This is a genomic window from Algoriphagus terrigena DSM 22685, from assembly GCF_000429445.1.
GTDB classification, from domain to species: Bacteria; Bacteroidota; Bacteroidia; order Cytophagales; family Cyclobacteriaceae; genus Algoriphagus; species Algoriphagus terrigena.
In genome coordinates, this window is sequence record NZ_AUBW01000004.1 from 276,180 (window position 1) to 300,185 (window position 24,006).

Genomic DNA, 24,006 nt, shown 5'->3' on the forward strand with positions numbered 1-24,006 from the left:
ATTTTGAAAAATGAAAATTAGGCCAATTTGGCTTGGATTCAAAGCCGATCAACGGTGACTGTCTTCCTCATGAAGAATATTCACGTAGCTCTGGTATCTGTAGGGATGGATGTAGCCCTTTTCCATTTTCTGAAGGACCACACAGCCCGGCTCATTGATATGGGTGCAGTTGTTGTATTTGCATTGCCCGAGATACTTCCTCATCTCAGGAAAGTAATGCGAAAGTTCATTCTCCTCTACATCCAAAATCCCAAATTCCTTGATCCCCGGCGTATCTATCAAGTCGCCCCCCTCAGGAAGGGCGAAAAGCTCCGCAAAAGTCGTCGTATGGACACCCTTTGCACTGTACCCCGAGATTTCCTTCGTTTCCTGCCGGGCTGCGGGTATCAGCGCATTCAGCAGCGTGGATTTTCCCACACCTGAGTGCCCGGCGATCAAACTTGATTTGCCGCGGATCAGGGGCAAAAACTTTTCTATCAAACCCTGCTCTGTCAAAGCGGAAACCTCCAATACCGTATATCCAAGGGGCTCATAGATCTCATGCACATCCTGAAGCCATTCCTCCTCCACCGCGCCGTCCAGCTGATCCATCTTGTTGACGACCAGGATCGCAGGGATCCGAAAACTCTCCGTGCTGACCAAAAACCGATCAATAAATCCCAGCGAGGTTCTCGGCTTTTTCATGGTGATGACCAAGATCGCCTGATCGAGATTGCTGGCGATGATGTGGGAAAAATGCTGGTTTCTGGTGGATTTACGGATCACATAGTTTTCCCGGGGAAGAATCTCCGAGATCACCGCAGTCGCCTGACCCGCTTCCTCTTCCATCTCTACCCAATCCCCGACCGCGATGGGGTTGGTCAGCTTCAGCTCTTCTTGCTTAAACTTACCCTTCAGCCGGGCAGAGACGACCTTTTCTCCGACTTGAACGACGTACCAGCTTCCGGTTGATTTGATGACTCTGCCTTTCATTTTAAAGGGATTAGTTGGGCGACTTTTTCTACGATTCTGTCTGCCGCGCCAAGGTTTGATTTTACCCAATTTCGGGCAGATTCGGCTGATTTATTGTAAAAATCAACCTGCTCCAACTTCCCGAATGTCTCGAAAAGTGCCTTTCCATCTTCAATAGAAAAACCGCAACCTTCCAATTGGCTTTGCTCCGCTTCAGGAAATCGCGACGCCCGTTTCACCTTTCCAAAGATCACCGGCACCCCAAAACCCAGCGGCTCCAGGATATTGTGAAGGCCCTTGCCAAAGGCTCCGCCCACATAAGCGATCCCGGCGAACTGATACAAGGAGGAAAGCATCCCGATGTTGTCGATAAACAGAACTGAGTTGGTGTCCGAGGAATTCCACTTGGAAAACCGCCTCGACTCCAGCGCTATCCTTGCACTCCAGCGCTCCATCGGCTCGGGACTCAAGTCATGCGGAGCGATGATCCAGCGGTAGTTTGGCCGGGAATTGATCAGGGGAATCAGCAAGTCCATGTCTTCATCCCAGGCGGAACCCACGACAACTGTCGGCGCATCTCCCACCCATTCTCTGATTTCAGGTAAAACCTTGGGGGCGTTGGCGGTCGCCGCAACCCGGTCAAAACGCGTGTCTCCAGCCTGCGAGGCATTGGAATATCCAATCCCCTTGAGTAGCTCTAGGCTCTTTTGGTTTTGTGTGAAAATCCAGTCCATCGCAAAAAGATTTTGGCGGAAAAAAGCCCCAAAAGGCCCAAAGAAACTTTGATCCTCCCGTAAGCTCGCCGAAATCAGAAAGACCGGCTTCCCCTGTGCTTTTAACGCTTGAATATGATGGAACCAAAGGTCATACTTGACAAAGAATGTAAGCTCTGGCCTGAGAAGGGCTACGAACTTTTCCGCCCAACGCTTTCGATCCAGTGGAATGTAAGTAATGAAATCGATGTGAGGCTGGGCTTTTTTGACTACGTTGTCGTAACCTGAAGGGCTAAAAAAACTGACCACAATACCCAAATCAGGCCTTTTCGCTTTCAAGGAAGCGATGACAGGGCGGGCCTGTTCGTATTCTCCCAAAGACGCCACATGAAACCACGCCAATGCACCTGGGTAGGAATCACGAAATTTTCCCAACTTTGTAAAGCCAAATTTTCTCCCTTCCAAAAAATGACTGAGCTTGGCCGAAAATGGCTTGATGAGAAACAAAATACCCGGAATCAAAAAGAAAAACAGGCGGTAAAGTAAATTCATCTTCAAAAATAGCCATTCAATCCCAAATCCTCTTTTTTTCTTAATCAGGAGGGACATAAAAAATCCAATGCGCAAAAAAGTCGATAAAATTGAAATTTCGTCCGTGCAAAAACCCTGAAAAATATTTAATTTCAATGCTGTCCTGTTTAATCACCAACCTTCGAACAGCCCAAGTTGCTCTTTACCTATGATTAAAGTTTTATTTGTCTGTTTGGGTAATATCTGTCGTTCTCCGCTTGCCGAGGCCATTTTTAACCACAAGGTCCAGGCCATGGGATTGTCACGCAAGTTCAAATCAGACAGTGCAGGCACTTCAGACTACCACATTGGCGAGCTTCCCGACGAGCGATCCATCCAATGTGCCCAGCGGAAAGGGCTCAAAATAAGTCATCGGGGAAGGCAGGTAAACCGCACCGATTTCAGGGATTTCGATTACATCATTGCGATGGACGACAGCAATCAGAAAAACCTCCAAACTCTGAGGGACAAATACAAATTCGCAGGCAAAGAGATCTATTTGATGCGGGATTTCGTGCCCGGCTGCGAAGGACTTCCCGTGCCAGATCCTTATTATGGAGGAGAAGAGGGATTTGACGAGATTTTCCAGATCCTGGATGAATCAATCAATAATTTTTTAACCAAAATCCAGGAAGCCCATCAACTCTATGCCTGACCAGCACGAGCTCTACGAGCAGGTAGTTTCAGAAACTCTGGGCCCCATGGCCGAGTTGAAATCTGCCAGTTTAGTCGCTGCCGGCAATCACAATCAGGGCATTCGCCTGGAAACTTCAGCCGGCATTTTCTTTCTTAAGCTTAACTTCGATCACGAGAGAAGCATCCTGGCAAAGGAAGCCGAAGGTCTTCAGAAACTTCGAAAATGCACATTTCTCAAAGTCCCGCTTACTCACGGACACGGAAGAATCGGGGACTACAACTACCTGCTTTCTGAGTTCGTTCCCTCCTCCCGACAGCAACTCGACTATTGGGAAAATCTCGGACTCGGATTGGCTCAACTGCACCTCAATACCTCCAAGCAGTTCGGCTTCGAGTCCGACAACTACATTGCGTCACTTCATCAAAAAAACCATCAATTCGACAACTGGCCGGACTTTTTCATCGAGCAGCGGCTGGAGCCGATGCTGGGAAAAGCCTATTTTGACCGACTGATCCCGTTGGATTTTTTGAAAAAATTCCAATCCATCTATTCAAAACTTGCTTCCATCTTTCCAAAAGAACGTCCAGCCTTACTTCATGGGGACCTTTGGTCGGGTAATGTGATCTGCGACAAAGAAGGCCAACCTTGTCTTATCGATCCGGCGGTTTATTACGGACATCGGGAGATGGATCTGGCCTTCTCCAAGCTGTTTGGCGGATTCGATTCCAGGTTCTATGACGCCTACGAGTCCATCGTGCCGCTGGAGCCGGATTTTGACAGCAGGATGGGCATCTACAATCTCTATCCCTTGCTGGTTCACTTGAATTTATTTGGCACAGCTTACCTGCCGGGAATCGAAAAAATCGTCAAACACTTTCAATAATGAACTTTCAGATCCGTCCTTACCAAGAGTCAGATGCGCCTGCTATCCGAGACATTATCAATGACTCGATCCTGAATACGTTCCATAATTATGACTACGATCCGAAGACGTTGGAGGACGTCATCGCGCTCTTTGCTGCGAAAATCAGGGATGGTTTCCCTGTCTTGATTGCCGAAAGCGATGGGATCTTGGCTGGCTATGCAACCTTTGGAAAGTTCCGGGCCAAACCTGGCTATGACGGTACCGTGGAGCACTCCATCTACCTAACCAAAGCCGCCCAGAACCAAGGACTAGGCGGGAAGTTTATGTCTCAACTGATCGGCATGGCAAGAGACCGCGGCCACCATGTGATGATTGCTGGGCTGGATTCGGAAAATCTCAGCAGCTATCGCTTTCACGAAAGATTGGGATTCAAAGAAGTCGCCCGCTTTCCGAACGTCGCCTTCAAGTTCAACAAATGGCTGACCCTGGTCTTTATGCAACTGGAGTTGACCTCGGTGGAGAAACGGTAATTCTGCCACCAAGGTCTAGACCAGTGTCCTAGCTCAACGTTACTTTTTGTCCCGTCTTCACTGCTTCGTAGATCGCATCCACGATCACCAGATCCTTCAGACCTTCCTCTCCGTCCACAGGAATCATGGGCTTTTTCCCGTCCAGGATAATGGCAGCCATTTCGTCCATCTGCACCGTCTGGTGGGTCACGTGCTCCCGCTCGATCGGGCCTTTGTTTGTCCAGGCCTTGATCGGCCCATAGCCGGTGGATGGCTGCATCTCAGCAAAGCCTTTGGTGCCGTTCAGGAAAAACTTATCCAGATTATTTAGGCTGTAAGTTGACAGACAGGATGCGACCGCTCCGGAAGGGAAGCCCATCTGAAACGTGATCGTCTCGTCCACGCCTTCTTTGAATTTCACGGGGTCATTTTTCACCTCCTGAGCGGTAATCCAAGTCGGCTCTTCGCCCAACATATACCGCGCCCCATTGATCGAATAGACTCCGATGTCCATCATGGCGCCGCCTCCTGCAAGTGCGGGATCTAGCCTCCACTGTGTCGGATCACCGATGATAAATCCGCTCAGTCCTTGAAAAAACAAGGTTTTACCCAATTCTCCGGCACGTTGCATACGAACGACTTCGAGCGTTTTCAGCTCAAAGTGCATGCGGTAACCAACCATCAAATGAACTCCCGCCTTCTTACATGCGGCAACCATTTCCCGGCCTTCGGCCGCGTTGAGTGCCATCGGCTTTTCGCTGATCACATGCTTGCCAGCCGCTGCGATACGGAGGCAATGGGGCTTGTGCAGGGAGTTTGGTGTAGTCATGTAGACTATATCGATGTCCGGATTATCTTTGATCTGGTCGAAGTTTTCGTAGTTATAGCAGTTCTTGGCAGGAATGTCATACTTGCTCTGCCAGTCGGTGATCTTGGACGGTGTGCCGCTGACCACCCCTACTAATTTCGCCCGTTTACAGTCCTTCATGGCATCGGCCACACGGGTTCCATAGCTTCCGAGTCCCATGATGGCGACTCGAAGGACCTTATCTTCCTTTGTGTTCTCCATAGCTTTTAGTGTTTCAGCCATCGGGATGCCCAAGGCTAATGTGGAAAGTCCCACTCTTTTGAGAAAAATTCTTCGGGTGCTCATCGGTTTGATAGGTTAGAGGGTTTTGATTTCTTGAATTTAAAAAAATATCGAAGGGAATAACCACAGCACCTAAATAAAGGGGGACTAGGGATTAAACTTTCCGCCTGACCACCTGGAAGGTATTTCTGGAAGCCTGCTCCAGCAGCACTTCGTAACCTTCAAGCAAAGCAGGGATCTCATCTTGCTTTGCCTGTAGAATAGTCAGCAGCTCCAAGCCGTCATTGTAGCGGATCTCAAATTCGGATTTCAGACTGTCAAGCAGCTGTTCCAATTTGAAAAGCTGTGCGTCAATGACGATCGAAATACTAATCGCTGACAGTTGGAGCATATTTACGCGAAGTTTCAACGCCTGAAGCTGCTCATAAACCCGATGAATGTGCATCTCCTCGATGAAGGTAAAATCCGTGACTTTGAAGCTGACCAGAATCTGGTCTTTTTTCAGCACAATCGTCGGCACCTCGTGTGCGGCAGCATTCTCGTGGATCTTCGTACCCGTCGACTCGGGATCGAGAAAGGACTTTACGAAAAGCGGAATTCCTGCATTTGCCAGAGGCTTGATGGTCTTAGGATGAATGACCGAAGCGCCGAAATAGGTCATCTCCGCCGCTTCCCGATAGCCGAGTTCGTCAAACTTCTTGGTGTTTGGAAAAATCTTGGGGTCAGCATTGAGCACGCCAGGGACATCCTTCCAGATTGTCACTGAGGCGGCACCCAGACCCGTCCCAAGAATCGCCGCCGTGAAATCTGAGCCTTCCCTTCCCAGCGTCGTCGGGCGGCCTTTGGGATCCGAACCGATAAACCCCTGTGTCAGAATAGGAAAATTCTCAAGGACCGGCTTCCAGTTGGATTGGCAGGATTTTCTGGTTTTCTCCCAATCGATCTTTGCGAAGCGAAAGTCTGAATTGGTGTGGATGACGTCCCTGGCGTCTTGCCACAGTACGATCAAGCCTTGGGCGCACAAGTATTCCGCGACAATCCGGGAGGAAATCAGCTCCCCAAAACCCACAATACTATCATAGAACTCATCGTAATTTTCCCGAGTGAGTTTTTGCTCCAGCTGATTGCTTAATTGGAGAAACAAATTTTCCAGCATCGCGAAAACGGAATGGCCCTCGGGAAACAGTTTCTGACAAATCTCTAAATGATAAGCTTTCAGAATTGAACTATTCTCAGAAAAATATTCCCCAGCGAGCTTTTTTGAAAGGATGGATTCCAATCCGTTGGTCGTCTTCCCCATCGCTGAAACCACAATTACCTGTCGACTACGCAATCGATTACGGAGAATTTCAGTTAAGTTTTTGATCGCATTGCTATCTTTGACTGAAGCACCGCCAAATTTGTAAATCAAAGTTTTTGCCATTGAGATTTATTCTTAATTTTCATGGGTAAAACCCAAATATTGTACTTTTCCTAGAATGAAAACATCCCCGTATCAACCTGATCAAAGTAACCTGGCCTACTCGGTCGGGGTTACGCTAGACCGATTTATCAAACTCAAACAGAGCGACTTTCCCTTCGCATCCGGGGAACTGTCCCAGCTGCTGAGAGACATCGCCCTGGCAGCGAAGATTGTCAATCGCGAGACGAACCGTGCCGGTCTCTCTAATATCGGCGGTGCTTTTGGCCAAACCAATATCCAAGGCGAGGAGCAGCAAAAACTCGACGTCATCGCCAATATCCGATTTACGCGCGCGCTCAGCAAGGGAGGCGAAGTCTGTGCCATTATTTCCGAAGAGGAAGACGAAGTGATCGACCTGCAAAACAAATCCGGCAAATATGTGGTCGCGATCGATCCGTTGGACGGCAGCTCCAATATCGATGTCAACATCAGCATCGGGACGATTTTTTCGATCTATCGGAGAAAGACCCCAATAGGAAGTCCGATCACCACCGCTGACATCATGCAGCCTGGAAATCAACAGGTTGCGGCAGGATATGTGCTGTACGGATCGTCGACGATGCTTGTGTACACGACTGGATTCGGCACCAACGGGTTCACTTATGAGGCAAGTTTGGGTGAGTTTTTTCTTTCCCATTCCAATATTCAAGCGCCGGAAAGCGGAATGATCTACTCTATCAACGAAGGGCTGGAACTGGAGTGGCAGCCGGGTATATCCTCCTATGTCCGTGGCTGCAAGGAGCGGAAATTTCAAGCCCGCTACATCGGGAGTCTTGTGGCTGACTTCCACAGAAACCTCCTCAAAGGCGGCATTTACCTCTATCCCGCCACTCAGAAGAATCCAAATGGCAAGCTTCGTCTCCTGTACGAAGCGAATGCTTTGGCATTTATCATCGAACAAGCCGGGGGAAGAGCCAGTGACGGACAAAGGAGAATATTGGATATCCAGCCGGAGAGTCTCCACCAGAGAACCCCGCTCCTGATCGGCTCGGCACAGCTGGTGGAGGAAGCTGAGCAGGTGATCCGAGTATCAGAATCTGAAATCACCGGAATCAGCCACTAAACAAGATTTTATTCTGAATTAGAATCTTTCAGCTTAACTTACCTGCTGAAAAACCCATCTAATATGTCCTCAAACAAACATTATTTACCTATTCTCTTTCTGGCGGGTGCCGTGTCTCTTTGGACTTCCTGCGCGCCCAAGGAGCCTGCCGTGGAGCCAGTTGAAGAGACTTTTGCTACGCAAAGTGAAAAGTTGGTCTTCAAGGTCGACACGCTATCCGATCAACTGAAATCCCCTTGGGGACTTACCTGGATTTCCGATGGAAGGATGCTTGTCACGGAGAAGAAAGGCAAAATTTTGGTCTTCAAAGACGACAAGCTTACCGGTGACACCATCCAGGGTCTGCCTGAAGTATTTGCAGTAAGCCAGGCTGGACTATTTGATGTAGTGGCTCATCCGAAGTATGATGAAAACGGCTGGATCTACATCGCCTACGCCAAGATGTTTGAGGATAGCGCGGCTGCGACTACGATCATGCGATTCAAGCTGGATGGCAACACGGCAGTGGAAAAACAGGATTTGATCTCTGCCGGGCCTCCTTGGAAAGGCGGCCAGCACTTTGGTGGAAGGATTGTATTTGACAATGACGGCTATCTCTTTTTCTCCAACGGAGAAAAATCAAAGATCCCGATGAAGGCTCAAAACCTGAACAACGCCCACGGAAAAATCCACCGAATCAAGGATGACGGCACGATCCCAACCGACAACCCCTTCACTGATTCGCTGGGCAATGTGACTTCCATCTGGACCTATGGTAACAGAAACCCGCAAGGACTTTACTTTGACAAAGCGAGCAATGTACTTTGGGAAACGGAGCACGGTCCTAAAGGTGGTGACGAATTGAACGTCATCGAAAAAGGCAAGAACTATGGCTGGCCGATCATCACTTACGGCATCAACTACAACGGAACCATCCTCGCTGAATCAGCTGAAAAGGAAGGCATGGAGCAGCCAATCCATTACTGGGTTCCGTCTATAGCTACCGCCGGCATGATCGTGGTGAACTCTGATAAATATCCGGGATGGAAAGGCAACATCTTGGTCGGCGCGCTTGCCAAGCAGCACATCGCCAGAGTGGTGTTGAAAGACAACAAACTCGCAGTTGAAGAGAAATTACTTCCTGGCATCGGCAGGGTACGCCAGATTGCCGAAAGTCCCGATGGCTATATCTACGCCATCACAGAAGGAACGGGACTACTGATAAAAATTATCCCAGTGAACTAAAACACAGAAAGCTCTCCAAAACGGGGAGCTTTCATTTTTTAATCAAGACGAAATTGCTTTTTGATCTTTCCTCGAACGTTGACTCGCTGGGAAAATCTCTCAGGATCTTTCGACTGAGAGCCAAAAACCCCATTAATCTATCAGCAGGAGAAAGTAGCAAAAACTCTTGCTCTCTGATTTTGTTGCTTTCTTCTTTAGTCAAAAACCGAATCTCCATATCCTGAATTTAGATTTTTTCTCAAAAAAAACACCTTGAACTCTACACAAAATCCACGTCCACACTGAACGGATACTTCATCAAAGCCTGAAGTGCTTCGGAGATAGAAAGGTCCTCAAACAGCACACGGTGAAGGTTTTCGGTGATCGGCGCACGGATTCCAGCCGTTTTGATGAAGGCATCGACGATTCGCACGGTGTTGATTCCTTCGGCTACTTCGTCCATGGTTGCCAAGATCTGATCCAAGGTTTCTCCCTTTGCCAAGCGAAACCCAACAGTGAAGTTTCTCGAATCCACCGAATTACAAGTCGTCACCAAGTCGCCGACTCCCGCCAGCCCCATCACCGATTGGACGCTGCCACCAAGTGCTTTGCTCAGGTGAACCATCTCTACCATTCCTCTTGAGATCAAGAGGCCTTTGGCATTTTCTCCCAATCCCAAACCCGCTAAAGCTCCGGACGCGATAGCAATGATATTTTTCAATACTCCGCTCAGTTCCACGCCGATGATGTCGGAATTGCCATACACCTGGAATCGCTCAGAGCGCAGCAAGCGCTGGCCTTCCAGGATCACCTCGTTGTATTTGCTTGCAATCACGGTCGCTGCCGGATGACCGAGGCTGAGCTCCTTGGAGATATTTGGGCCGGCAAGACAGCCAACCCGGACAGCAACTGTCTCTTGCAGGATCACCTCGCTCATGGTCAAGATCTGGCTGCGCTTTAGTTTCTGGACGGTATCCAGACTTTCGCCCTTTCCAAGATTGAGGGCAAGACCCTTCGTGCCGTGAATAATCACATGGTAGGGATAGAGGAATGGGGCGAAATTTCTCACCACTTCCAAAAACCCTGAAGAGGGCACCATAAAAAACAGAATGTCGCAGTCCCGGCACAGCCCACTCGGATCAGTGGTCGCGCGGATCGTCGGATTAAACTCCCGTCCAGATAAGGTATGGAAAGTATTGATTTCGGCTACGACTTCTTCCTTGCGGGCATAGACCATCACCTCGCTTTTTTCTGCAAGCATATTGGCAATCGCAGCCCCGAAACTTCCCACGCCGACTACGCCGATTTTCTTGCTCTTAGAAGAGTTTTTCAAGGCCATATCCGTGCAGTCTATTGTGATAAAAATAAAGTAAACTCATATCCTCGGTCGCGATGTCCCCAGCCTTATCCCTGACAAGCGGATGCTTGGCGTGGTACATCCCGACGTTGTCAATCCCATGCGCGATGATCTCATCCATGGTCCGCTTCAGGTGAGGCGCCGCGTCGATTTTCCCCTGAGCTTTCAGCTCAAAAATCCTGGCCAAAACCAGCTCACAGGCCGCCTTAAATTCCTGATAAGGAATGGAAATCTCCTCCTCCGGCAATCGGATCAAATCAAATAAATCCAGCTTGCTGTTCTTTTGCTTGATGATCTCAAAGGCCACAAACGACACTAAATGGGAGCTAAATACGCGGTTGATAATATGAAATTCCTCCACGATCCGCTTGCCGAGCATATTGGTATATTCTTCTTCACGCTGGTGATCGATGGTCACTTTTCCGTCGGAAAGAAAATAGTCCCGGGTGTCAATCTTTCTTCCCCGCTTGTCCAGGCTATTCCCCTCGGCATCCACATAATTTCCAAGCACGTCCATCGCCCGACCTACCGACACGGAGATGTCCGAGCCCTTAGTGAAGAACTTGAAGAGAAACTTGGAGATCTTATAGGAGTTGGAAAACTCGTCGTTTTCCTTGTAGTATCGCTCTTGTCCCGTAGCACTGAGATGTTCCTGAATCAAGATCGGTGCTTCGAGCACAAAGTGATAGTTGATCGTCACCGGGACGATGAAAACCTTGCCTGAGATATCGTTGAGCCCATTTTGGAAGTTTGCCCGCTGCGCTTCAATAGCCGTACTCAACAGCCCCAGCTTCAGCCTGGACTCAATCATCCCGCTTCGGGAGCGCGTGCCTCCCGGAAAGAACAAGCTGTGGCAACCGAACTGAATTGCCTCTTTGGAGTACGTCTTGAGCGTCTCCAAGTACATTAAATTCTTCTTTCTGCGGTCTACTTTGTACGCTCCGAGCGCATTCATGAAGTACGCAAAGATGGAGATGTTGAAAAGGTTTAAACCCGCTCCATAGATGAACGGCGGCATTCCGAGCACCGAAATGATCCAACCAATCAGCACGCTGTCCAGATTGGAAAAGTGCGTCGGCACCATGACGATCGTCCCCTTGGTCGCCAAGTCACGGATCTGGTCGGTCTGCCCGGTAATCTGGATCTTATCCTGCAGCGTGTACTGCGTACTGAAGATAGACTTGATGCCTTTTACCCGTGCTGCGTTAAGCAGGCGGGCAAACCCGTAAGTCACCATCCTTCGGGTGAACTTATAGTGGGAGGCCTTGAAATTGGATGCAATCTCCTCCGCATAGCGCGAGGTAATTCGATGCAACACTCCCTGATAGGCCTGAAACCTTTTGCCTTTGTCCAAGGCTGTATCGGTATTGATTTGGAGCAAAGAGGTTTTCACCTCGTTCCAAAACGAGTCTTCGTCCTTCGGATCTACCGCCCAGGGATTTTGCTTGATTCGAAGTTTTTCCCTGTAAAGTGTCGTCTCCAGTTCCTCCTTTAGAATCTCAGGGTTCTTGCCCGTCAGTCCCAAGACTCTGGATTCCGCCAGATCAGCCACTTTCTTCACAAATTCCCTTCGCTCGCGAGCCAGTTTCACCACCGGCCATTCATTCTTGCTGGGGATGATCGGATCGTACCGGTGCTTGATGTATTTCTCTTCCAAAGTGGAAACCTGGTTTTTAAAAAGATCTCAAAGATAGGAAAAATGCCCTCTCGAATGCGAAACATTGGATCGCGTGGGTCTTCCTCATTTTGAACGGAGAAAAAAAGCCACCACTGCCGAGGTGATCAAACCCATCACAGCCGCAAAGATGGTCGATTGGATGATGTAGCTTTTCAGGTTGAAATATTCCTCAGCAGCAAGTTGCTCCATCGCGCCGGAGGAAACGGAATACGCGATGACATTGCCGAAATAATCGGGTGTAATATAAGTACTCGTAATATATTGGCTGAGTGGACTCAGAATCACGACCACAAGGGTCATAACCAGCCCGGCAATGAATCCCTGACTAAAACTCATCCGCCCACCGTAGAAGTTTCTCTTTTTGTCAATCAGCGCAAAAACGTAGATCGCAATGGCAATCGGGGCGAAGATCATGCTGTAAGTTGCATGCTTATCGATGTGTACATCATGCCAGCCCATCGTCTTCTCGACGACCATCCAAATCAGTCCGACCAGGATAAACAGCACACCCCATTTGATTTCGATTCTGACGTTTTTCATAGCTCGTGGCTTGTTTTTGAGTTTGACAAAACTGCAACTCATACAAAATACACAAAAAGCATCAAAACGATCCGCCGATTGGCCGTTTGATTACCCGCCAGACAGAGAATCATTTGCCCATGAGCTAAAGGGTATTATTTTTACGCCAGCGTTACCTGATGAAACCAGACCTAAAACAAATTCAAGTCCCCATTGAGGCCGAGATGGCTGTCTTCGAGCACAAGTTTAGGGACTTTATGAAAAGTAAGGTCAAGCTCCTCGACCACATCACCAACTACATCGTCAAGCGCAAAGGCAAGCAGATGCGGCCGATGTTCGTTTTTTTGACGGCAGGAGTCTGTGGACAAATCAACGAATCTACCCATCGCGGAGCCGCTTTGATCGAGCTACTGCATACCGCCACGCTGGTGCACGATGATGTGGTGGACGACGCCAATTACCGCAGGGGCTTTTTCTCCGTAAATGCGCTTTGGAAAAACAAGATTGCCGTCCTGGTCGGTGACTACCTTCTTTCCCGTGGTTTACTTTTGAGTGTGGACAACGGAGACTTTGACCTACTCCGCATCGTCTCCAATGCCGTCAAGGAAATGTCTGAAGGCGAACTGCTGCAAAGCTACAAAGCCCGGAAGCTGGACGTGGACGAGGAAGTGTACTATGATATTATCCGCAAAAAGACAGCAAGTCTGATCGCTTCCTGCTGCTCCGTTGGGGCCTCCAGCGCGGGAAATAGCGTCCAAACCATCGAGAAAATGCGGCTTTTTGGAGAAAAAGTCGGAATGGCATTCCAGATCAAGGACGACTTGTTTGACTTTGGCGACGACGAGATCGGCAAGCCGGTGGGCATCGACATCAAGGAAAAAAAGATGACGCTCCCGCTGATCTATGCCCTGAGAAACTCTGATTGGCTAACTAAAAAGAAGATTATTTACCTCATCCGCAATCGCTCCGAAGACAAAAAAGCGGTGAATGAAGTGATTGATTTTGTCAAGAAAAGTGGTGGGTTGGATTACGCCAAAGAAAAAATGGACGGATTCTACCAAGAGGCCTTGGACATTTTGAAGGGGTTTCCTGAGTCAGATTATCGGACCTCGCTCAGCGACTTGGTGAGCTACACGATCGAGCGAAAAAAATAAACCCGCCAAGAATCTGACGGGTTTACTTTTTTATTTTTTGATCGCATCGATGGTCTGAATCGTCCCATCTGGATTGTGAGTCAGCTCAGCCATCTTAATATTTCGGAGCGGAGTATCCCCAGACAACTGAGTGTCGTGATAAAACAAGTACCATTTACCTCCAAATTCGACTATAGAATGATGGTTGGTCCAACCTTCGACCGGATTCAGCACATTGCCCCGATAGGTAAACGGACCGTAAGGATTGTCGCCGGTGGCGTAGGCGATATAGTGCGTGTCGCCGGTAGAGTAAGACAAATAGTAAGTATCGCCAAGTTTGTGCATCCACGCAGCTTCGAAAAACCGTCGGTCGTTATCACTGGCCTTTAACCGATCACCTTTTTCATCGAGAATCACCAGTTCTCTTGGTGTTTCGGAGAGTGACTTCATGTCTCCGCCTAGCTTTGCCATGTAGGGAACCAATGCTGGCGCATCGCCTTCTGGCAATCCGCTGAGTTGGCCGTCTCTCCCCGGCACGAGTTTTTGATCCTCATACCACTGCAACTGTCCACCCCAGATGCCGCCCCACATTAAGTAATAGTCGGCCCCCTCTTGAAACACACTCGGATCGATGCTGAAGGTACCCTGGATAGGCTCTGCTTCCGGCTGAAATGGCCCGCTGGGCTTGTCTGAGGAAGCAACCCCGATCTTGAAGATGCCTTCCTTGTCCTTAGCAGGAAAATAGAGATAGTATTTCCCGTCTTTTTCTGCTGCGTCCAGTGCCCAAAGCTGTTTCCCAGCCCATGGAATATCCTCCAACTTCAACACCACGCCGTGATCGGTCAGCGGTCCTCCTGGTTTTTCCATGGAATAGACATGGTAGTCCTTCATGTCAAAATGTGATCCCATGTCATCCTGAGCCACGTCTGTTTTGATGTCATGTGAGGGATAGATGTAGATCTTCCCATCAAAAACATGGGCGGACGGATCGGCGGTGTAAAGATCCGTGACCAGAGGCTGATGATTGTACTTCCCAGCAACGGTGTCTTCTGCTGGTTTTTCTGCAACTTCCTCCTGTTTTGGAGCAGAGCAAGCCAGCGGCAAAGCGATCAAGAGTCCAAAAAACAGGGTTCTTTGAGTTGGGATTTTCATAGAATAATAGGTAGAGTTAGATTAGGTTTTTGATCAAATTAAGTAATAAAAGGACAGATTTATTTCAAAATCAAAATAATCTCCTGACTTTGACAGGAATATTTACATTAAACAAGAGCATGATCCACAAGGCTTTAAATCCTATCATGGTTAAATACATACCTGTTTTTTTACTTGCCACGCTGCTAAATACCCTGAGCTTCGCACAAAATTATGCCATACCCGAAGAAACGGAGCGCATTGTCTTTCTGGGCAACAGCATCACCTACAGCGGTAAATTTGTCGCCTACGTCGATGCCTACCTGACACTTCGCTATCCAGAAAGGAAGCTGGAAATCATCAATCTAGGCCTGCCCAGCGAGACAGTCTCAGGCTTATCCGAACCCAATCATGCCGATGGCAAATTCCCCCGGCCAGACCTTCGCGAGCGGCTTCAGCGGGTTTTGGTTCAGCTCAAGCCGGATTTGGTGATCGCCAATTATGGCATGAACGACGGGATCTATCTGCCGTTTGACGAGGAACGTTTTGACCAGTTCAAAGCTGGGATGGATTGGCTGCATCAAGCGGTCGAAAACTCAGGGGCAGAGATCACCCACGTGACGCCGCCTATCTATGACGAAATAAAAGGCGCGGCCTACGCCAACGTGTTGGATCTCTATTCGGATTGGTTGATCAGCCGTTGCTACACAGCCGACTGGCGAGTGATTGACCTTCATTTTCCAATGAAAAAGCAGCTGGAAGACCTGCGGGAGATCGATCCTGAATTTGCCTTTGCCAAAGATGGAGTTCATCCCGACGATGCTGGACACTTTTTGATTGCCAAAATCATCCTTCTGGGCCTTGGCGAACAAGTGACCGAAGCAAAGACCATTGAAGAACTGCTTGCACCTTTCCCCAATGGCAAGCAGGTTTTAGACTTAATCGAACAGCGTCAGGAGATTCTGAAACTGGCTTGGCTGAGCAAAACAGGTCATCAAAGGCCGGGAATTCCAGAAGGGCTGTCGATGGAGGAAGCTGAAGAAAAAGTAGCTGAAATCAATCGGGAGATTCAGTTTTTGGTCAAAAAGACATATAGTTAACTCCCATAATTTTCAAAAATTCTATTTGAAAAAACCTAAAAAGTGGAATTGCACGTATATTTAGAATAAATACACGTGTGATGAAAACCAAGCTTACTCTTACCATAGAAAAATCGACCATTGAGAAAGCCAAGGAATTCGCAAGTAATTCGGGGAAAAGTCTCTCGGATTTGGTAGAATCCTATCTAAAAAAAGAACTTGCCGCACAAGAAATAGAGAAGTCCAAACTTCCTGTAGAGTTCAGAGGGCTTTTTGGTTCAGTCAAATTATCCTCAGATTTAAATGAAAAAGAGGCGATTAGAAAAATTCTAAGTGAAAAACACCTCGGATGAAGCAGTACTTTTTAGATACCAATATTCTCCTGGACTTTTTGGGCAACCGTCTACCTTTTGGAAAATATGCCTTAGAAATCCTAGATAAATCCAGAGTAAGGGAATGGCAGCTTTGGACTTCGGACAATTCGATTTTGACCAGCTATTATATCATTTCCAAAGAAATCGGGGAAAGCGAGAGTAGAGCCAAAATCACTCGTCTTCTCAATTTTCTGGAAATTCAACCGACTCGAAAAGCTCACATCGAACAAGCCTTACTTTCGGATTTTAAAGACTTGGAAGATGGTGTCCAACATTTTTGTGCTTCCAGCATTGCCGGACTTGAAGGAATCATCACGAGGAACAAGAAAGATTTTAAGTCTAGTCAAGTCGCTGTTTTTGAGCCATGGGAGGTGGTTTGATAATATTATCATATGATACTATCATCAATAACCTTCTTAATCCAACCCCTCCAAAAACCCCTTAAACCCCTCGAAACTTTTTCCCATCGGGATCACGCTCTTCTCTCCATCGAGGAAAGCCGCCAATCGCTCCGGCAAGACCAGTTCCTCGCCCAAGGCTTCTTCAACCACATCCCGAAATTTGCCAGGATGAGCAGTTTCTAAAAATACGCCCACATAATCCGGATTCTCAGACATAAAGTCTTTCAGGCCTAAATATCCCACTGCCCCGTGCGGATCCAGGGTATAGCCTAATGGCTTGACAGCCTGAATGGCCTGGACGGTCTCTTCGTCGGCGTAGAAATAGCCCCTGACGTTCTCCCGGAACTTGGCTTCGTCGCCTCCATAGAGCGCAAGTAGGCGGGGAAAATTACTTGGATTGCCCACGTCCATGCTGTTGGAAACCGTCTGAATCGACGGCTTTGCTTCAAAAGCTTCGCCCTTTAGATAGTCGGGCACGACCTTGTTCACATTGGTTGCCGCCACAAAGCGATCGATCGGTAGGCCCATCTGCTGCGCCAAAATCCCCGCGCCAACATTTCCAAAATTCCCGCTTGGCACTGCAAAAACGACCTTTTTCCCGTCTTTCGGCAATCGGGAATACGCATAGAAATAATACAGACACTGGGGAATCCAGCGGGCGATGTTTATGGAATTCGCTGAGGTCAGCAATAGTTTCTGATTCAATTCCGGATCTAAAAAAGCCTGTTTAACCAGAATCTGACAGTCATCAAAAACTCCTTCTACTTCCAGGGCTGTGATGTTTTGTCCCAAGGTAGTAAACTGCTTTTCCTGAAGCAGACTGACTTTGCCTTTCGGAAACAGAATAATCACCTCAACTCCATCCACTCCGAGAAATCCATTCGCCACCGCACTTCCTGTATCTCCAGAAGTCGCAACGAGAACTCGCACGGTTTTGTCATTTTTACCGTGCAGCATGCTCATCAGCTTGGAGCAAAACCTCGCCCCGAAATCCTTGAACGCCAAAGTCGGCCCGTGAAAAAGTTCTAAGCTGTACACACCCTCCTCCACTTGCACCAGCGGCGCATCAAAAGTCAGCGTATGATCGACCAGTTCTTTGATCTGGCTTTCGCTCAAATCCTCCGAAAAGAGCGCCCCAATCACATCATAGCCGATCTCTTGGAAGCTCTTGTCGGAGAAGCTTTCGATCAGCTCCTGCGACAAAACCGGAATTCGCTCCGGCATGTACAGGCCGTTGTCCGGCGCGAGACCTTTGATGACTGCTTGAGAAAGCGAAACTTTATGGTTGGGGTTATTGGTACTGAAGTACTGCATGACTTATTTTTCTTCAAGAATATAGGCTCCGCGGGTATTGATCGCAGAATGGTAGGCATCGACTCCAAGTCCGATCGAGTCATAGACCTGCTGAGCAGCCTGGATGATAGCCTGGGATTTTTCTTCGCCTTTGGAAAGCGTAAACATCGTGGGACCAGAACCCGAAATCCCCATTCCCAGCGCCCCAGCTAGTTTCACTGCTTCTTTTGTTTCATAAAAACCAGGAATCAAAGTCGCCCGATACGGCTCAGCGATCACGTCTCTGAGCGAGCGGCCGATCAATTCGAAATCCTCCTGAAACAAACCGGCGATTAGTCCCGCCACATTTCCAGACTGGATGGTGGAATGCTTCAGTGAGACATTGTCACGCAAAACAGACCGGGAATCCGAGGTTTTCAACTCAAAGTGCGGATGCAAAAGCGTGCAATGCAGGCCTTCCGGCACGTGCAATTTGATCACGTCCAGAGGATGATAGTCGCGAATCAACACAAAACCTCCGAGTAAACTCGGGGCAACATTGTCCGCATGTCCCGCTCCACAGGCGACTTTTTCAGCAGCCATGGCAAATGGAAGCAGGCCCTTCTTTTCGAAAGGTTCGCCCAACAGCCGATTGGCAGCCACCAAAGCGGCCACAGCACTCGCTGCACTGGAGCCCATGCCTGAACCTAAGGGAAGGCCCTTTTTCAGGTAAATCTCCATTCCCACCTGCTTGTCCATTTCGTCGAGCATGGACTGAATGGCTACGGCACAGGTGTTTTTCTCCACCTCATAGGGAAGTCTCCCGTGATCTCCTTCGATAGAAATCACGACCAGTCCCGGCTCGTCTTTTAGTCGAATCTCCACCTCGTCGCCCATCGCATCGATCGCAAATCCGAGAATATCGAATCCGCAGGACACGTTGGCAACGGTGGCTGGCGCAAACGCTCTGACTGACTGCATCACTCCCGGGTATAGTTACCGATTCGGATCACATCTGCAAACACACCGGCGGCGGTCACGTCGGCTCCGGCACCCGGGCCACGGATGATCATCGGGCGGTCATGATAGCGATCGGTAGTCAGCAGGATCATATTGTCAGAACCTTTCAAGCTGGAGAAAGGATGTGATTCCGGTAGAGACTTCAGCCCCACTTTGGCAACACCATCTTCCAGCGTGGCCATAAATCGGAGCTTCTCGCCTTTGGCTTTGGCATCTGCCAAAAGCCTGGCAAAATCCGCATCATGACCTTGAAGTTTTTCAAAAAAGACATCAACAGATGGCATCTCCTGGCAATCCTCCGGCACCATGCTCTGGATGGTAATGTGGCTAAACTCCAGCTCCTGCTCAGCTTCACGGCCGAGAATCAGGATCTTTCTCGCGACGTCCATCCCAGACAGATCGTCCCTTGGATCGGGTTCAGTGTAGCCTTTTTCTTTGGCGATTTTCACGACCTCAGAGAACGGCGCTCCGTTTTCGAGTTCTGAGAAAATAAAGTTCATCGAGCCGCTCAGCACCGCTTCGATTCGGATCACTTTGTCGCCAGAAAGCATCAGATCCTGAAGGGTATTGATCACCGGAAGTCCTGCGGCGACATTGGTTTCATAGAGAAATTTGACTCCGCGGCGCTTCGCAATCTTTTTCAGCGCACGATACTGCTCCATCGAGCTGGAGTTTGCCTTTTTGTTTGGCGTCACGATAGCGACTTTGGCTTCCAACACTCTGGAATAGGCATCCGCCACTTCCTGACTCGCCGTACAGTCGACAAATACCGAGTTGGAGAAGTTCATCTCTTCCATCTTCTGGACAAATTTCTCCAGGTTCGTTGGCTCGTCTACCTCGCTCAACTGATGCGGATTTTTCAAGTCAAACCCATCTTCATGGAAAGCCATAAAACGACTGTTGGCCAAGCCGTGAATCTGTACATCGAGCTCGTTGTCCTTCAGCAACTTGTGTTGCTGCGAAGCGATCATCTTCATCAGCGCCTGACCGATGAGTCCGGTACCTACCAAGAAGACGTGCAATACTTTGTTTTCTGAAAGAAAAAATGCCTCGTGGAGCGCGTTGAGAGCCTTTTGCAAGTCAACCTGGGGAATTACCGCTGAGATATTCAACTCGGAACTTCCCTGTGCAATCGCTGCTACATTGACATTGTTTCTTCCCAAAGCGCGGAACATCCGTCCGGAAGCGCCTGGGTTTTGCTTCATGTTTTCTCCCACCACAGCAATCGTGGCCAGACCTTGAAGCAGAGAAACCTGATCCATCTCCCCGGATTTGATCTCGTAGTAGAATTCCTTTTCGATCGCCTCTTTGGCCAGATAGGCCTCGTGAGTCTTGATGGCCAGGCAAATGCTGTGCTCTGAGGAGGCCTGGGAAATCAATACAATGTTAACTTTGGCCTCTGCCAAGGCTTTGAAAACGCGGCTCACCGTGGCTCCACCCTCAATCAATCCTGCACCTTGGACGGTCACGATTGAAATGTTGGACATGGAACTGATCCCTTTGATCAGAGCTCCATGGCTTACTTCGCCATTGATGAGTGTTCCGGGGTTTTCCGGCTCGAATGTATTTTTGATGTAGATCGGGATGCTCTTCTTCATCGCCGGCTGCATGGTGGCGGGGAAGATCACTTTGGCACCAAAGTGCGAAAGCTCCATCGCCTCGTTGTAGCTCAGCTGAGGAATGGTAAAAGCGGTGTAAACGAGCTTCGGATCGGAGGTCAAAACCCCCGACACATCTGTCCAAATTTCTAGATCCTGCGCTTCTAGAGCAGCAGCGAAGATGGCAGCGGTGTAATCCGAGCCAGATCGGCCCAGGGTGGTCGTTTCGCCTTTGACAGTCGAGGCGATAAAGCCGGTAATGACTTTCACCCCGTCATTCTTCGAAAAGTATTCTTTGATCTGCGAGTTGGTCACCTCATAGTCGACTCTGGCTTGACCAAAGCGGTCGTTGGTACGGATCAGGTCACGCGCATCGACAAACTGCGTTTTGATGCCTTTGCCAGCCATGGCTTCCGAAAGAATGAATGCCGAAAGACGCTCTCCGAAGCTGGCAACATAATCCAGCGTCCGGGCTGAATTTTCTTTGATCAGGAAAATGCCGTGAAAGAGGTCTTCCAACTCCTTGAACCTCACCTTGACATAGGTCATCACCGAAGAGTGATTTTGCACAGAGATCAGCTGGCGCACGATGTCCAGGTGCTTCTCTTCCAAAGTCTGGAGCAGATCCCGGTAGGCTTGGTCGCCCTCCCGCGCCAGTCTTGCAATCGTCAGGAGGCTTTCCGTGACTCCGCCAAAAGCTGAAAAAACGACGGCTATTTCGTGATGCTTCAGCTTGTCCTGAAGGATTGCAAATACCTTTCGGATATTCTCGGGGTTCGCTACGGATGAACCTCCAAACTTGATGATTTTCATGTGTTTAAAATATTTTTTAGGGTCTCATTGCCTGTCCCGTGCGCCGAGGCGGATCGGGAGAATCTCGCATGATTTAAAACCATCTCACTGGAATTAACTTGCTTCATGCTGGATTTCATAAAAGACTGGAATAAATTCTGGAAACTTAAAACTGGCCCAAATATAGGCCTCGGGGAGCGAGCACTAATGATTATAACGGGTCACCCCGTAATCATCGTGGTCATACCGGTAGTCGTGGTAAAAAAAACAGCAGCCCACATTCCTTTTTGGGAACGTGTTTTATCGAATAAAAATGAATTAGCTGCAAGTACCATGGGTGGATAGTTGACGTGGCAAGGTTACAGCGAAAAAACCGTTTGACCAAACAAAACCACAGACTTTGTCGATTTTTATAGAATTTATTCATTGTTAGTAGTGAAAATTTAACCTTTTGACAATGTGCTCGTCTGCAGACGACAACCTTTGCCTCAATGGCGGCTAGTCGATTTTCGGAGGATTTCGTTAACTTCCAGAAAGGCTAATCCTATTCTTATGAAACAGTTCCATGGTATTTTACTGGGTCTCTTGATCCTATTTTTTAGCGGATGCGGCAGTACCGCAAACCTAAATCCACTCTCCACTCTTACAGCTAAACCCTGGGTGCTTTCCTCCTTTTTGGGTGCTGAACCTGACCTCGGCAAGTTCAGCGCGGGAGTTCCGACGTTGAGCTTTCTGGACGGTGGCAGGCTTTCCGGTTTTGCTGGATGCAACAACTTCTCGGGAGAGTTTGAGCTGGGAGAACCGAGTGCGATCAAACTTGACCCAGGTGCGATGACCAGAAAAGCCTGTCCGGGAAATGGAGAGAATGAATTTTTAGCTGAATTTGAAAAAGCCAAGAATTTCAAGCTTGAAAAAGAAAAGCTCATCCTGATGGATGGAACCACCGAGCTGATGAGCTTTTCTCCCAAAATAGATTAGAATCGGATCAGACCAATTCCTCGATCAGGTGCGTTTTCCCACGGAAATTCACCTGATCTTTCTTTTTCTTGCCGATCAACAATTCTCCCAAGGGGGAATTTTTACTCATCAAAAACACTTTGGAGTCGTCCACTTTGACCGCTCCAATGCTTACAGCGATCAGAAACCAATCCGCTCCAAGCTTGACCAAAGCGCCTTCCTGGACACTTGCCGGAGTGTCTTTGATCGTGTGTAATCTGTAGAGCTCCTCCAGGTCATTTTTTCCCTGCTTGATCTGTCCTTCGATGGTGTTGAGATCTTGGGTCATGGTTTCTCTCCCCGTCTCAAATTTGTCTCCGGCGCTGCTTTTCTCATCTTCGAGGATGCTTTCGATGATGTTTTTGCGCTCCGTACTGAGAAGGGCTTCTTTGTCCTTCAACTGGGTAATTGCCGTCTGATAGACTTTGGCTTTGAATTCATTCATAAAATTTACTCTTCACAAGGTTCTTTTCTTCTGGTGTCGATGATGTACACGATCTTCCAGCCATCGGCCATTTTCACCAGCTGGAAGGAATTGACTCCGCAATGGCTGAAATTTCCGTTGAGGTAAAATCTGTAGGGAGTCCAGGCTGTGGCCATCGCGCCATCGACTTTGATTTGATAGTCGGAGATTCGCTCATCAAGTTGCGTTTCCGCCGGAGTAGATCCGATTCTTTTGGCAAAATCACCCACTGAGTTGGTACCGACCGAATTGCCTTCCGGCTTGGAGATGATGGTCTGCATGATTGCATCGGCTGAAAACGCCGCTGCAACCTGTTCGGCATTTTTTGCCCGCATGCCGTCAAACAAACTTTTGATCACGGCTTCCACTTCTTTCTCTTCCGACTGCGAAAATGCGGAAAAACAAAGCACGCAGCACAAAATTACTGATAACAGGATTGTCTTTTTCATAGCTCAGACTCCTCCATAGAGTTTAAAGGTCATATTTCGCAGCGAAGGTGTATTCACCGCGTAGTGCATTGCTTCGGCGATCTCGGCAGGACTCACCCATTTGCCAAAATCCGCATCGGGCATGCTTTCCCGGTTAGCCGGAGTATCAATGATGCTTGGCACAAATACGTGGGTACGGATGTCGGTGCCTTTTATCTCTTCGGCCAAAATCTCCGACAGAGAGATCACCATCTTTTTACTTAACGCATAAGCCAAAGAGCCGGTAGCATCCTGCAGCTGAAGTGCTGGTCTGGCACCGACAAAAAGGAACGTTCCCTTTTGCTGTTTCTTCACCAACGGCAAAAATCCCTGAACCATCTGAAAAGCGCTGAAAAAATTCAGCTGAAACATCTTAGTCAGCTCCGTTTGCGTGGTTTGTTCCACATTGCCCATCGCAAATCCGCCAACCAGCATCGCTATCGCATCCAGCTCGCCATACTGCATCTGGTATTCCCGAACAAACTCAGCCACAGCTTCTTCGCTGGTCACGTCGACTTCATAGTTGGCGTCGGCTTCCTCCACCGCCTCCTCATGTCCGGGTCTCAGCAACGCAATTACATGATATCCCTCCCGCTTGAATTTGTCTACCACTGCCCTGCCAAGACCTCCAGCAGCACCCGTCACAATAATATTTCTACTCAT

General features: G+C 48.6%; 24 protein-coding genes. 10 read left to right on the forward strand and 14 right to left on the reverse strand.

The window, feature by feature from the left end:
- Positions 1-48: 48 nt before the first annotated feature.
- Positions 49-972, reverse strand: a complete 924-nt coding sequence (gene rsgA, locus G459_RS0103590) for a ribosome small subunit-dependent GTPase A (protein WP_026966416.1) — start codon at positions 970-972, stop codon at positions 49-51.
- Complete coding sequence (locus tag G459_RS0103595; RefSeq protein WP_026966417.1) at positions 969-2,216, reverse strand: 3-deoxy-D-manno-octulosonic acid transferase; 1,248 nt, start codon at positions 2,214-2,216, stop codon at positions 969-971. The genes rsgA and G459_RS0103595 overlap by 4 nt, the downstream gene beginning before the upstream one ends.
- Positions 2,217-2,403: 187 nt before the next feature.
- On the opposite strand from G459_RS0103595, the gene G459_RS0103600 reads away from it, so the two are divergent.
- The 3 genes from G459_RS0103600 to G459_RS0103610 are packed head-to-tail and all read left to right on the forward strand — an operon-like array spanning position 2,404 to position 4,266.
- Positions 2,404-2,889 (forward strand): low molecular weight protein-tyrosine-phosphatase, encoded by a 486-nt coding sequence (locus G459_RS0103600; protein WP_026966418.1) that lies wholly within the window; start codon positions 2,404-2,406, stop codon positions 2,887-2,889.
- Positions 2,882-3,754 carry a fructosamine kinase family protein gene (locus G459_RS0103605; RefSeq protein WP_026966419.1) on the forward strand — a complete coding sequence of 291 codons (873 nt, stop codon included), beginning with the start codon at positions 2,882-2,884 and terminating at the stop codon, positions 3,752-3,754. The genes G459_RS0103600 and G459_RS0103605 overlap by 8 nt, the downstream gene beginning before the upstream one ends.
- Positions 3,754-4,266 carry a GNAT family N-acetyltransferase gene (locus tag G459_RS0103610; protein WP_035455084.1) on the forward strand — a complete coding sequence of 171 codons (513 nt, stop codon included), beginning with the start codon at positions 3,754-3,756 and terminating at the stop codon, positions 4,264-4,266. The genes G459_RS0103605 and G459_RS0103610 overlap by 1 nt, the downstream gene beginning before the upstream one ends.
- Positions 4,267-4,294: 28 nt before the next feature.
- Here the strand turns inward: G459_RS0103610 and G459_RS0103615 are convergent, their stop codons facing one another.
- Positions 4,295-5,398, reverse strand: a complete 1,104-nt coding sequence (locus tag G459_RS0103615; RefSeq protein WP_026966421.1) for a Gfo/Idh/MocA family protein — start codon at positions 5,396-5,398, stop codon at positions 4,295-4,297.
- Positions 5,399-5,489: 91 nt separating this feature from the next.
- A complete protein-coding gene (locus tag G459_RS0103620) occupies positions 5,490-6,758 on the reverse strand; it encodes an aspartate kinase (RefSeq protein ID WP_026966422.1) in 1,269 nt (422 codons plus the stop codon).
- A gap of 55 nt (positions 6,759-6,813) precedes the next feature.
- On the opposite strand from G459_RS0103620, the gene fbp reads away from it, so the two are divergent.
- Positions 6,814-7,860, forward strand: a complete 1,047-nt coding sequence (gene fbp, locus G459_RS0103625) for a class 1 fructose-bisphosphatase (RefSeq protein WP_026966423.1) — start codon at positions 6,814-6,816, stop codon at positions 7,858-7,860.
- Positions 7,861-7,923: 63 nt separating this feature from the next.
- Positions 7,924-9,084 (forward strand): PQQ-dependent sugar dehydrogenase, encoded by a 1,161-nt coding sequence (locus tag G459_RS0103630; protein ID WP_026966424.1) that lies wholly within the window; start codon positions 7,924-7,926, stop codon positions 9,082-9,084.
- 259 nt (positions 9,085-9,343) lie between these two features.
- Here the strand turns inward: G459_RS0103630 and G459_RS0103640 are convergent, their stop codons facing one another.
- The 3 genes from G459_RS0103640 to G459_RS0103650 form a co-directional block, all read right to left on the reverse strand.
- Complete coding sequence (locus G459_RS0103640; protein WP_026966425.1) at positions 9,344-10,402, reverse strand: NAD(P)H-dependent glycerol-3-phosphate dehydrogenase; 1,059 nt, start codon at positions 10,400-10,402, stop codon at positions 9,344-9,346.
- Entirely contained in the window at positions 10,380-12,077 is a 1,698-nt protein-coding gene (locus G459_RS0103645) for a 1-acyl-sn-glycerol-3-phosphate acyltransferase (RefSeq protein WP_026966426.1), read from the reverse strand. The genes G459_RS0103640 and G459_RS0103645 overlap by 23 nt, the downstream gene beginning before the upstream one ends.
- A gap of 84 nt (positions 12,078-12,161) precedes the next feature.
- Positions 12,162-12,638 (reverse strand): DUF4199 domain-containing protein, encoded by a 477-nt coding sequence (locus tag G459_RS0103650; protein ID WP_026966427.1) that lies wholly within the window; start codon positions 12,636-12,638, stop codon positions 12,162-12,164.
- Positions 12,639-12,796: 158 nt separating this feature from the next.
- Here G459_RS0103650 and G459_RS0103655 point away from each other — a divergent pair, with 158 nt between their 5' ends.
- A complete protein-coding gene (locus G459_RS0103655) occupies positions 12,797-13,771 on the forward strand; it encodes a polyprenyl synthetase family protein (protein ID WP_026966428.1) in 975 nt (324 codons plus the stop codon).
- Between the two features lie 30 nt (positions 13,772-13,801).
- Here the strand turns inward: G459_RS0103655 and G459_RS0103660 are convergent, their stop codons facing one another.
- The gene (locus G459_RS0103660) at positions 13,802-14,902 is read right to left on the reverse strand and encodes a glycoside hydrolase family 43 protein (RefSeq protein ID WP_026966429.1); all 1,101 of its coding nucleotides are present in this window, start codon (positions 14,900-14,902) and stop codon (positions 13,802-13,804) included.
- Between the two features lie 146 nt (positions 14,903-15,048).
- Between G459_RS0103660 and G459_RS0103665 the strand changes: the two genes are divergently transcribed.
- The 3 genes from G459_RS0103665 (at position 15,049) to G459_RS0103675 (ending at position 16,714) form a co-directional block, all read left to right on the forward strand.
- Complete coding sequence (locus G459_RS0103665; protein ID WP_035455141.1) at positions 15,049-15,981, forward strand: SGNH/GDSL hydrolase family protein; 933 nt, start codon at positions 15,049-15,051, stop codon at positions 15,979-15,981.
- An 80-nt stretch (positions 15,982-16,061) separates the two neighbouring features.
- On the forward strand, positions 16,062-16,313 hold the full coding sequence (locus G459_RS0103670) for a DUF6364 family protein (protein WP_026966431.1): 252 nt from the start codon (positions 16,062-16,064) through the stop codon (positions 16,311-16,313).
- Positions 16,310-16,714 carry a type II toxin-antitoxin system VapC family toxin gene (locus tag G459_RS0103675; protein WP_026966432.1) on the forward strand — a complete coding sequence of 135 codons (405 nt, stop codon included), beginning with the start codon at positions 16,310-16,312 and terminating at the stop codon, positions 16,712-16,714. Before G459_RS0103670 ends, G459_RS0103675 begins: the two co-directional genes overlap by 4 nt.
- A gap of 36 nt (positions 16,715-16,750) precedes the next feature.
- Here G459_RS0103675 and thrC read toward each other — a convergent pair whose 3' ends face one another.
- Genes thrC through thrA form a run of 3 tightly spaced genes read right to left on the reverse strand, consistent with a single transcriptional unit; the run spans position 16,751 to position 21,438 of the window.
- Complete coding sequence (gene thrC / locus G459_RS0103680) at positions 16,751-18,049, reverse strand: threonine synthase (RefSeq protein ID WP_026966433.1); 1,299 nt, start codon at positions 18,047-18,049, stop codon at positions 16,751-16,753.
- A 3-nt stretch (positions 18,050-18,052) separates the two neighbouring features.
- Complete coding sequence (locus G459_RS0103685) at positions 18,053-18,988, reverse strand: homoserine kinase (protein WP_026966434.1); 936 nt, start codon at positions 18,986-18,988, stop codon at positions 18,053-18,055.
- Positions 18,988-21,438: a bifunctional aspartate kinase/homoserine dehydrogenase I gene (thrA, locus tag G459_RS0103690; RefSeq protein WP_026966435.1), complete on the reverse strand. Its 2,451-nt coding sequence runs from the start codon at positions 21,436-21,438 to the stop codon at positions 18,988-18,990. The genes G459_RS0103685 and thrA overlap by 1 nt, the downstream gene beginning before the upstream one ends.
- 531 nt (positions 21,439-21,969) lie before the next feature.
- Here thrA and G459_RS0103700 point away from each other — a divergent pair.
- Positions 21,970-22,395: an META domain-containing protein gene (locus G459_RS0103700; RefSeq protein WP_026966437.1), complete on the forward strand. Its 426-nt coding sequence runs from the start codon at positions 21,970-21,972 to the stop codon at positions 22,393-22,395.
- 7 nt (positions 22,396-22,402) lie between these two features.
- Here G459_RS0103700 and G459_RS0103705 read toward each other — a convergent pair whose 3' ends face one another.
- The 3 genes from G459_RS0103705 to G459_RS0103715 are packed head-to-tail and all read right to left on the reverse strand — an operon-like array spanning position 22,403 to position 24,006.
- The gene (locus tag G459_RS0103705; RefSeq protein ID WP_026966438.1) at positions 22,403-22,858 is read right to left on the reverse strand and encodes a hypothetical protein; all 456 of its coding nucleotides are present in this window, start codon (positions 22,856-22,858) and stop codon (positions 22,403-22,405) included.
- Positions 22,859-22,863: 5 nt separating this feature from the next.
- Positions 22,864-23,325 carry a nuclear transport factor 2 family protein gene (locus G459_RS0103710; RefSeq protein WP_026966439.1) on the reverse strand — a complete coding sequence of 154 codons (462 nt, stop codon included), beginning with the start codon at positions 23,323-23,325 and terminating at the stop codon, positions 22,864-22,866.
- A gap of 3 nt (positions 23,326-23,328) precedes the next feature.
- The gene (locus tag G459_RS0103715; RefSeq protein WP_026966440.1) at positions 23,329-24,006 is read right to left on the reverse strand and encodes an SDR family NAD(P)-dependent oxidoreductase; all 678 of its coding nucleotides are present in this window, start codon (positions 24,004-24,006) and stop codon (positions 23,329-23,331) included.